The 9,429-nt window shown below is 61.7% G+C and carries 12 protein-coding genes; 5 read left to right on the top strand and 7 right to left on the bottom strand.

The features are described 5' to 3' along the window. Positions 1–202, bottom strand: a 202-nt coding sequence (locus AC1DT3_RS05855) for a putative quinol monooxygenase (protein WP_477464308.1), incomplete at its 3' end; no start/stop codon positions are given. A gap of 343 nt (positions 203–545) precedes the next feature. On the opposite strand from AC1DT3_RS05855, the gene AC1DT3_RS05850 reads away from it, so the two are divergent. From AC1DT3_RS05850 to trmFO, 4 genes are all read left to right on the top strand, one after another. Beyond that, positions 546–722, top strand: a complete 177-nt coding sequence (locus tag AC1DT3_RS05850; RefSeq protein WP_477464307.1) for a hypothetical protein — start codon at positions 546–548, stop codon at positions 720–722. An 82-nt stretch (positions 723–804) separates the two neighbouring features. Beyond that, on the top strand, positions 805–1,215 hold the full coding sequence (locus AC1DT3_RS05845) for a four-helix bundle copper-binding protein (RefSeq protein ID WP_477464306.1): 411 nt from the start codon (positions 805–807) through the stop codon (positions 1,213–1,215). 439 nt (positions 1,216–1,654) lie between these two features. Continuing rightward, positions 1,655–1,810, top strand: coding sequence for a DUF1127 domain-containing protein (locus AC1DT3_RS05840; protein WP_477464305.1), 156 nt, complete (start codon positions 1,655–1,657; stop codon positions 1,808–1,810). Positions 1,811–1,987: 177 nt separating this feature from the next. After that, complete coding sequence (gene trmFO / locus AC1DT3_RS05835) at positions 1,988–3,412, top strand: methylenetetrahydrofolate--tRNA-(uracil(54)-C(5))-methyltransferase (FADH(2)-oxidizing) TrmFO (RefSeq protein WP_477464304.1); 1,425 nt, start codon at positions 1,988–1,990, stop codon at positions 3,410–3,412. A 7-nt stretch (positions 3,413–3,419) separates the two neighbouring features. On the opposite strand, the gene AC1DT3_RS05830 is transcribed toward trmFO, so the two are convergent. The 5 genes from AC1DT3_RS05830 to yajC all read right to left on the bottom strand — a co-directional run bounded on the left by AC1DT3_RS05830 (position 3,420) and on the right by yajC (position 7,685). Next, positions 3,420–4,268, bottom strand: coding sequence for a phytoene/squalene synthase family protein (locus AC1DT3_RS05830; protein WP_477464303.1), 849 nt, complete (start codon positions 4,266–4,268; stop codon positions 3,420–3,422). A 3-nt stretch (positions 4,269–4,271) separates the two neighbouring features. Beyond that, positions 4,272–4,658 carry an Mth938-like domain-containing protein gene (locus AC1DT3_RS05825; RefSeq protein WP_477464302.1) on the bottom strand — a complete coding sequence of 129 codons (387 nt, stop codon included), beginning with the start codon at positions 4,656–4,658 and terminating at the stop codon, positions 4,272–4,274. Positions 4,659–4,662: 4 nt separating this feature from the next. Continuing rightward, complete coding sequence (gene secF, locus AC1DT3_RS05820) at positions 4,663–5,601, bottom strand: protein translocase subunit SecF (RefSeq protein ID WP_477464301.1); 939 nt, start codon at positions 5,599–5,601, stop codon at positions 4,663–4,665. Positions 5,602–5,711: 110 nt separating this feature from the next. After that, on the bottom strand, positions 5,712–7,319 hold the full coding sequence (gene secD, locus AC1DT3_RS05815) for a protein translocase subunit SecD (RefSeq protein WP_477464300.1): 1,608 nt from the start codon (positions 7,317–7,319) through the stop codon (positions 5,712–5,714). A gap of 36 nt (positions 7,320–7,355) precedes the next feature. After that, positions 7,356–7,685 carry a preprotein translocase subunit YajC gene (yajC, locus tag AC1DT3_RS05810; protein WP_477464309.1) on the bottom strand — a complete coding sequence of 110 codons (330 nt, stop codon included), beginning with the start codon at positions 7,683–7,685 and terminating at the stop codon, positions 7,356–7,358. Positions 7,686–7,883: 198 nt separating this feature from the next. Here yajC and AC1DT3_RS05805 point away from each other — a divergent pair, with 198 nt between their 5' ends. Further along, on the top strand, positions 7,884–8,780 hold the full coding sequence (locus AC1DT3_RS05805; RefSeq protein WP_477464299.1) for an ATP-binding protein: 897 nt from the start codon (positions 7,884–7,886) through the stop codon (positions 8,778–8,780). Positions 8,781–8,927: 147 nt separating this feature from the next. On the opposite strand, the gene AC1DT3_RS05800 is transcribed toward AC1DT3_RS05805, so the two are convergent. Continuing rightward, positions 8,928–9,429 (bottom strand): murein hydrolase activator EnvC family protein (locus tag AC1DT3_RS05800; protein WP_477464298.1); only part of this gene is annotated, 502 nt, incomplete at its 5' end.

The raw sequence follows: 9,429 nt of genomic DNA, 5'->3' as shown, positions 1-9,429 counted from the left end.
GATCGGCCCAGGTTTCATAGAGCATGAACCGCGCTTCATTCTGCGGATCCCGATGGAGGATCGCATTGAGGAAGGTCGCCTCATGCCGCATGCGATCGAGCACCGGCATGAGAAGTGCTTCGAATTCGGCCACGTGATCGGGTTTGACGACGAGCGTAATGGCGAAAGTGACGGGGTTCGGCTGAGTGGGGGCTTGGTCCATGATCGCGTCCTTGCGTGATTGTGCGGAGGGATCATGGAGGTGCCCGCGAGGCAGCGCGATTACTTCGCAGGTAATGACGAGGAACTTCAATCCGCGCCAAAGCGATCGCCCAAGACCGCTGACATAGGACATTTTTCGCACTGCAACACGCGGCGTGCGGCGCAGCACTGATGGTTAACGGATGTTCACCCTAGATAGCATCACTGCGAAAGGACCGCAGGGGTTGAACATGGTCAGAGGCACGATCCGCGCCGGAAACGGGCGGTTTCAAAAGGATGAGAGAATATCCCCTGCACGGGTGCGCCGTCGCAGAGGCATCAATCACCTTGAAGGAGAGCCTACGATGATGCGCACGCGCGCAAGCCATTGCGTCGCTGGGAAGCTTATCGACCGGTCGACGCTCATGGAAGTCAAGAAAGCCGTCCGTCGCGTGCGGGAAGAGACACCGCATAGCTTGCTGGCGGACCTTGCCGAGACGAAGATTGCGATCATCGAAACGAAGAATGGCAACGCGGATTGATCTCCCCACGGGCACGCGGAACCATCGCATGCCTCCTTCGGTTGCTCTCTCGGGCTGGCCATTCAAAATCAAGGAGGTCGGTATGCACGTCCAAGAGATGATCCGGACACACCCCCACGCCCAACGGATGAGCAATGACCTCCTGATCCGATGTGTCGAGGAATGCTACGATTGCGCGCAGATCTGCACGTCGTGCGCCGATGCGTGCCTCGGCGAAAGCATGGTCGCGGACCTGCGCCAATGCATCAGGCTCGATCTCGACTGCGCCGATATTTGCATCGCGACAGGAACGATCGCGACCCGTCGAACGGGCATGAACGACGACGTGCTCAACAGGATGCTAGACGCCTGCGCCACCGCGTGCCGCGTCTGTGCCGAGGAATGCGAGCGCCATGCGAGCCAGCATGACCATTGCCGAATCTGCGCCGAAGCATGTCATCGGTGTGAAAAGGCGTGCCGGGACGCGATGCGCAGCATGGGCGCGCGGCATTAGCGAGCAGACGCCGCGCGAGGGCGACTCCTCTCGCCTGAGAATCCGTTTGTGATTCTGACGACCCTCGGCGAGCGATGGGCGTGTGTGCCGGCGCACCGTCATCTTTCTGTGGTCCCGCATCGCGATCATCAGTTCTTTTCGCGCAGATCGCGTCCGCTCTCACTCCAAACGGGCGGAGACCGCTCGCCAACCTTGACGATTACCGCTAAAATCCATTTAATATCAGCCACTTAGTCTGCAAGCGAACGGTCGATGGTTAATGCCCATGCGCTGCACGCCGGGTCCATTAACTTGGCCTTAAGGTGGTATGCTACTAAAGCATAACTGACCTACATTATTACCACTCCTCTTCGGCAACGCACCCGCCTATATGCTGCATTGCACACAGCAAGAACAAAGGTGCCGGTCGTGAGGACCGGCTAACTCAAGGAGATCCCCAATGTTCGTATCTTACATCCTCGCTAAAGTCCGTACCTACCTGCGTTACCGCGAAACCGTTCGCGAGCTGTCGCTCCTCAGCGACCGTGAGCTCGACGACCTCGGCATCTCGCGTTTCCAGATCGAGAGCATCGCTCGCGAGCACGCTGCAGCGTAACAATTCGCCGCACTGCAATATTGCCCTCGCCCGCCCTTGTCGGCGGGCGTTCTTTTTTGGGGCCTGCTTCATCAATGCCGATTGATCGCGGACGTCCTGTCTGATTAATCGAAGGCCTCTATCGAGGCCCCTCGGCAGGACCGCGTTCGGGGCCTCTCAAAACGAAGGCGCCGTTTCATGTCCCATAGCGATCTCGAACCCATCCACGTTGTTGGTGGCGGCCTCGCCGGCTCCGAGGCTGCTTGGCAGATCGCCGAAGCCGGCGTGCCCGTCGTACTGCATGAAATGCGCCCGGTCCGGGGCACCGATGCCCACAAGACCGATGGGCTTGCCGAACTCGTCTGCTCCAATTCCTTCCGCTCCGACGATCCCAACACCAACGCCGTCGGCCTTCTTCACCAGGAGATGCGGAGTCTCGGATCGCTCATCATGGCGAAGGGCGACGCTCACCAAGTTCCCGCCGGCGGCGCCCTCGCCGTGGACAGGGATGGCTTTTCGGCTTCCGTGACTGATGCTCTGGAGGCGCACCCGCTCGTCACCATCGACCGGGGCGAAGTCGCCGGGCTTCCCCCCGAGAGCTGGTCCTCCGTCATCGTCGCCACGGGTCCGCTCACGTCTCCCGCGCTCGCCGAGGCGATTCTGTCGCTGACGGGGGAGAAGGAACTCGCGTTCTTCGACGCCATCGCGCCGATCGCCTACGCTGAATCGATCAACATGGACGTAGCCTGGTTCCAATCACGCTACGATAAGGCTGGTCCCGGCGGCACGGGCGCCGACTACATCAACTGCCCCCTCGACAAGGAGCAATACGAAGCTTTCGTCGATGCTCTGATCGCGGGCGAAAAGACCGATTTCAAGGAGTGGGAGGCGAACACGCCTTATTTCGACGGCTGCCTGCCGATCGAAGTSATGGCSGARCGCGGCCGCGAAACSCTGCGKCAYGGCCCGATGAAGCCTGTCGGCCTCACCAATCCCCACCAGCCTGACAAAAAGCCCTATGCCGTCGTCCAGCTTCGCCAGGACAACGCGCTCGGCACCCTGTTCAACATGGTCGGCTTTCAGACCAAGCTGAAATACGGCGAGCAGAGCCGCGTGATCCGCATGATCCCCGGCCTTGAGAACGCGGAATTTGCCCGCCTCGGCGGATTGCACAGGAACACCTATCTCAACTCGCCGAAGATTCTCGATCCGACGCTGCGCATGAAGGTCATGCCGCGGCTACGCTTCGCCGGGCAGATCACCGGCTGCGAAGGCTATGTGGAAAGCGCGGCCATCGGCCTGCTGACCGGACGCTTCGCCGCTGCCGAGCGTCTCGGCAGGGTGGTCGAGCCCTTGCCGCCGACCACGGCCCTTGGCGCTCTCGTCAACCACATCACCGGCGGACACATCGAGACGATCGATGAGGGACCGCGTTCGTTCCAGCCGATGAACGTCAATTTCGGCCTCTTCCCCCCGATCGAACATGCGATGAAGGGAGAAGACGGGAAGCGCCTGCGTGGCCCAGCCAAGGCGATCGCGCGCAAGAAAGCCCTGACCGACCGTGCCCGCCGCGATCTGGCCGAATGGATCTCCGGCAGCGTGGTGTCTCAAGCGGCCGAATAGCCTGCGATCAAAACGCCCCGCGCCAGAGCAACCATATCTTTCGCCAGGACGGCAGCGCGATTGCCGCATGAAACGGGTCATAGCCCGGGCGTTCCATCGCGCTCAGGTAAGGCTCGACGAGAGCGAGTTGACGAAACGCCGGGTGCGCGTGTCCTGGAATTGTCGGACGTAGGGTGCGGACTTGCGCGAGATGCCGTCGCGCGATGGCGCGGAGATCGGCGAGAGATTGATCGAGTCCCGGCCCACCGCGCCCCGTCACGATGTCGTCACGCACGACGCCGTGACGCTCCAATATGTCAGCCGGCACATAAACCTGTTGCCGTCTTGAGTGCCAGGGGAAGGCGCGCAGCAAACCCGTGATCGCATAGGCGACGCCAGCGTGCCCCGCCGCATCGGCCTGGCCCGGATCCGAGCCGCCGGACAAGATGATGCTCGCCAACCGGAAAAGGCTCGACGACGTCTCGCCGCAATAGCCTTCGAGATCGTTCAAGCTCGGCATCGGATCGTCGTAGAGATCGAAAATTCGCGCATCGATCAGATCGACTAGCGATTGACGCGGGAGACGGAACGTCACGATCGTATCGTCGAGAGCCGCGGCGACGGGGTTGGCCCGCACYTCTCCGCGCKCTTCGCCCTGCAAGGCATCCCGCCACCATTGCAGACGCATTTCGCCCACGAGCGCCTCGCTCACAGAGTCGCGGATGCGAGCGATTTCGAAGCTGAAGGCGTAGAGCGCAAAAAGGTAGCGTCGCTTATCCGCGGGCGCGAACAGCGTCGCCCAATAGCGATCCGGATCGCCTTCCCGCAGAAGCGATTCACAATGTCCGTAGTCGAAATCGGGATTGTCTGGAGGCATCGTTCAAGGCACTGCGATCAACGCCGCGCCGACCTTGCGGTTCTCGCCGACGAGGATGTTGTAGGTACGTGCGGCGGCACCCGTCTGCATGACGTCGAGCCCGATGCGCGCATCGCGAAAGCGCCAACGCAATGCATCGGGAATAGCGGCGACGTCGCGCCCCGTGCCAAGGAGGAGGAGTTCGAGTTCGGATCCCTCGGCAAATACTGGTGCGAGCGTTTCCAGCGTCACGTCGGCGATCGTGGTCACCGGCCATGCGACGACCCCAGACGGCAGGGCGAGAATCGAGCCGCGATGCGACATCTCCGCAAAGCGAAAGCCGCCATTGCCGTAGGCGTCGATGAGATGGCGACCGGGAACGAAACCGTCGTAAAGCGCGCCGCCACCCATTGTTCTACTCCGCCGGGACGATCTTGCCCTCTGCGGCCTTGGCTGTCTCCGAGCTGCGCAGGCCGAGATAGATCAGCATGGGCGACGAGATGAAAATCGCCGAGTAGGTACAGATCACGACGCCGCAAAGCATCACTTGCGCGAAGCCCTCGATTGCTCGGCCACCGAAGATCACCAAGGCGACGAGCGAAAGGAATGCGGTCGTTGCCGTCATCACCGTTCGCGACATCGTCGTGTTGATCGAGAGGTTGAGCAGCTCAGTCGTCGGCATGGTCTTGTAACGCCGCAGCAATTCACGTGTCCGGTCGAACACGACGACGGTCTCGTTCAACGAATAACCGACGATGGTCAGAATCGCCGCGATCGACGTCATGTTGAATTCGTGACGCGTGATTACGAAGAATCCGATCGTCAGGACGATATCGTGAAGAGTGCCGATAATGGCACCGACCGCCAATTCGCGCTCGAACCGGAACCAGAGATAGAACAGGACCGCGATGACCGCGAGGATGACGCCGATGGTACCCGATTGCACCAACTCGCCCGAGACGCGCGGCCCCACCGTCTCGACGCGCTGGAAGTCGTATTCCGCACCGAACGTGTCGCGCGCCTTCTGAACGACGGCGCTCTGCGCTGCTTCGCCACCGGATTGAATGGGGAAGCGGAGGGAGATTCCGCCGGCATTGCCGAACTCCTGAACCTCGACCTCACCGAAACCGAACGTGTCGGACGTTTCGCGGACTTTGGCGACATCGGCATGGCCCGACTTCGCCTGCAACTCCATCAGCGTGCCGCCCTTGAAGTCGATGCCGAAATTGAGGCCGACGGTCAGGAACAGGACCACCGTCGCCATGGACAGGATCGCGGAAAAAGGAAACGACCAGCGCCGGAAGCGCATGAAGTCGAAATGGGCATGCTCAGGCCATAGGCGTACAAGGCGCACTGCAGCTCTCCTCAGAACATTCTCCGAAATCCAGCGGACATTTCGCTTTCGGACAATGCGACAATGTTAAATCTCAGACACCCGGCGCGGTGGCGGCGCCGGGAAAACGCTTAGAACGGCAGGGCTTTCGGCCGCGTCCAATGATACCAGAGCGAAATCATCATACGCGTCAGCGTCACCGCCGTGATCACAGTGGTGAGAATGCCGAGGATGAACACGACCGCGAAGCCGCGAACGGGTCCCGACCCTAGGAAGAACAAGATAAGGGCGGCAATGGCCATCGTGCTGTTGGAATCGATGATCGTTGCGAAGGCGCGGTCGAACCCGGCCTGAATAGCGGAGACCATCGAGCGTCCGGCGTGGAATTCCTCGCGGATGCGTTCGTAGATGAGCACGTTGGAATCCACCGCCGTTCCGATGGTCAGAACGATGCCGGCGATACCCGGCAGTGTCAGGGTCGCTTCCAACACCGACATGAGACCGAAGATCAAACCGACGTGCACGAGCAACGCGATGTTGGCGAAAAGGCCGAACAATCCGTAGGTCGCGAACATGAAGATCACGACGAGCACGGCTGCGACATACGTCGCCATCTTACCGGCTTGAATCGAATCCTGGCCGAGGCCGGGGCCGACGGTGCGCTCTTCGACGATCGTCAGCTTCGCCGGCAAAGCACCGGCGCGCAGCAGAACGGAAAGATCGTTCGCCTGTTGCACCGTGAAGCGGCCGGAGATCTGTCCGGCGCCACCTGTGATCGGTGTCTGAATGACCGGTGCGGAAATGACCTCGTTGTCGAGGACGATCGCCAACGGGCGTCCGACGTTCTCCGTGGTCGCCTGCGCAAAGCGCTGCGCGCCGCGGATGTTGAAGCGGAAATTCACGATCGGCTCGTTGGTCCGCGAATCGAACGAAGGCTGAGCGTCGACGAGGTCGCCACCTTCAACAATGATGCGACGTTCCACAGGCACCCTTTGCCCGCCCGAATCGCGCGAAGGCAGTAGATCGGTATCCGCAGAAGCCTGTTGCCCGAGTAGGCGGAATTCGAGTTTCGCCGTCTTGCCGAGAATATCCTTCAGGCGTTGCGGATCTTGCAGACCGGGAACCTGTACGAGAATACGGTCGGCACCCTGACGCTGGATGTTCGGCTCGGTGGTGCCGAGCGCGTCGACGCGGCGACGCAGAACTTCGATCGCCTGATCGACCGCGCGGCGGACTTTTTCGTTCACGCCCGCATCCGTATAGGTCAACGCGATCAATCCATCCGGATTGTCCGTGACGGTGAGGTCACGCGTTCCGGATTGACCGAGGATCGTATTGCCGAGGGGCTGCGACAGCTCGCGGAGTTTCGGCAGCAAGCGTTCGCGCTCGGCAGCGTCGGCGACGCGGATCTGTACGCCGCGCTGGGTGAGCTGAATGCCGCCCTGAGGCGACACCCGCGTCTCGCGAAGCACGCGGCGGACATCGTCGCGGAGCTGCGTCGTCTGGGTGCGCACCAGATCCTGCACGTCCACTTCGAGCAACACGTGCGAGCCGCCCTGCAGATCGAGGCCGAGCACGATAGCGCGCGTGGGCACGATCCAGGACGGCACCCAGCTCGGCAGGGATTGTTGGAAAGCGACGCGCTGGTCGTGTCCCATCATGCTCGGAACGGCGAGAAGAAGACCGATCACGATGATCGCCATCGTGGCGACAACTTTCGACGTCGAGAAACGCAGCATCGTCAGCTTAACCTATCTTGCGGGTCTCAAGGCGGCTTACGCCTTGACCGGCTCGCCCTTGGCGCGGACTTCGGAAACCATGGAACGCGCGACCTTGACGCGGACGCCTTCGGCGATTTCCACCTCGATATCCGGGGAATCGTCGAGCACCTTGACGACCTTGCCGATGATGCCGCCCGAGGTCACGACGGTGTCGCCCCGGCGAACGTTCTTGATCATCTCCTGATGCTCGCGAACCTTGCGCTGCTGCGGGCGGATGATCAGGAACCACATGATCACGAAGATCAGGATGAACGGGACGAGCTGCAGGATGATGTCCGTGCTGCCTCCGGTGGAGGCCCCCTGGGCGAAAGCGGGCGTGATCAACAAGAGGCTCTCCATAGGACAAAGGCACGGAGCGGGCCCGTTTGTGGACCCGCCCGCGCCGGATAATGATTGTGCGGCGCGGACTATACCTATCGAACCCGCGAAATCAATGAAGCCCGCGGTATTTCATGATGACGAAGGAATAGACGCTGTCGAGCTTAGCAGATAAGCAGCCCCGACCTTCATTGCGAGAGCCCGATGTCAAAGATCCCATCCGATTCCGCGTCCCCCCTCGCCGCGCCCGAGGCGCTGGATCTACTTCGTCGGATCGCCCAGGCCCTGGAACGCTCGGCTCCCGCCGGTTTGACGCACCAGGACTTTACGGCCGCGGACGCATTCGTCTGGCAGGCCTCGTCCCGCCGACTGACCCCCGTTCCGAAGGTCAACCGAGTCGAGATGAACCTTCTGCGCGGCATCGATAGGGTCCGCGATACGCTCGCCGACAATACGAGGCGCTTCGCCAACGGCCTTCCGGCCAACAACGCTCTCTTGTGGGGCGCCCGCGGTATGGGAAAATCCTCGCTTGTGAAGGCGGTTCACGCAGAGATCAATCAGACGAGGGCCAAGGACCACCGGCCGCTGAAACTGATCGAGATCCACCGGGAGGACATCGAAACCCTGCCGGAACTGATGAGCCTCGTCAGGGCGGATGCGCACCGATTCATCGTCTTCTGCGACGACCTTTCCTTCGACGCCGACGACACGTCCTACAAGTCCCTGAAGGCCGTACTCGAAGGCGGCATCGAAGGGAGGCCGGAGAATGTGATCTTCTACGCCACGTCGAACCGCCGCCATCTTCTTCCCCGGGACATGATGGAAAACGAACGGTCCACCGCCATCAACCCTGGCGAGGCCGTCGAAGAAAAGGTGTCCCTATCAGACCGCTTCGGCCTCTGGCTCGGTTTCCACAAATGCAGCCAGGACGAATATCTCGAGATGGTGTTCGCCTATGTCGACCATCTCGGCCTCAAGGGTGACCGGGACATGATCCGCGCCGAGGCCCTGGAATGGGCAACGACCCGCGGCGCGCGGTCGGGCCGCACCGCCTGGCAATTCATCCAGGAGCTCGCCGGCCGGCTCGGTCAGGTGATCTAGTCAACGCGGACGCCTCATCCTTCGAGATGCAACGACGTCGCTTCTCAGCGATGAGGCTGTGCCAACAAAAAAGGGACGGTGGCTGAGCCCACCGTCCCCTCTCTTGATCAGAATTCGGGTCTCGAAGCCTGATCGATCCAAAAATTCTTAGCCGCCGAGATGCGGGATCGGGTCCACCGGGCTGGCGCCCTTGCGGATCTCGAAGTGGAGCTGGGGCGACGTCACGTTGCCGGTCTGGCCCGACGTCGCGATAACCTGACCGCGCTTGACCGCCTCGCCACGCTTGACGCTGAGCGAGCCGTTATGGGCGTAGGCGGAGACGAAGCCGTTCTCGTGACGGATCAGCACCAGATTGCCGTAGCCTTTCACTTCGCTGCCGGCATAGGTCACAGTGCCGGCCTCGGCGGCCTTCACAGGCGTTCCTTCCGGAACAGCGATGTTGATGCCTTCATTGCCGCCGTTGGCGCCGAAACCGGCGATGACCCGGCCGCGCGCCGGCCACCGGAAATCGCCACCGCTGGCGACGCTGGCCGTCTGCGTCGGCTCTGCGACTGGGGCCTTTGCTTCGGGTTGCGGAGCGATTGCGGCAGGCTGCGATTGGACGACCGGCTTCACCGGCTGAGGCTCAACGCGCGCCGCGACCTTGATC

Source organism: Microvirga sp. P4_G7, assembly GCF_056401005.1.
This window is presented reverse-complemented; position numbering and strand designations above follow the sequence as displayed.

Bases quoted from the DNA above. Each gene is read 5' to 3' on its own strand.
- secD (WP_477464300.1), bottom strand. From the start codon at position 7,319: ATGCTGCGTTTCTCGACGTCGAAAGTTGTCGCCACGATGGCGATCATC.
- AC1DT3_RS05845 (WP_477464306.1), top strand. From the start codon at position 805: ATGCACGTCCAAGAGATGATCCGGACACACCCCCACGCCCAACGGATG.
- AC1DT3_RS05805 (WP_477464299.1), top strand. From the start codon at position 7,884: ATGTCAAAGATCCCATCCGATTCCGCGTCCCCCCTCGCCGCGCCCGAG.
- AC1DT3_RS05850 (WP_477464307.1), top strand. From the start codon at position 546: ATGATGCGCACGCGCGCAAGCCATTGCGTCGCTGGGAAGCTTATCGAC.
- AC1DT3_RS05840 (WP_477464305.1), top strand. From the start codon at position 1,655: ATGTTCGTATCTTACATCCTCGCTAAAGTCCGTACCTACCTGCGTTAC.
- AC1DT3_RS05825 (WP_477464302.1), bottom strand. From the start codon at position 4,658: ATGGGTGGCGGCGCGCTTTACGACGGTTTCGTTCCCGGTCGCCATCTC.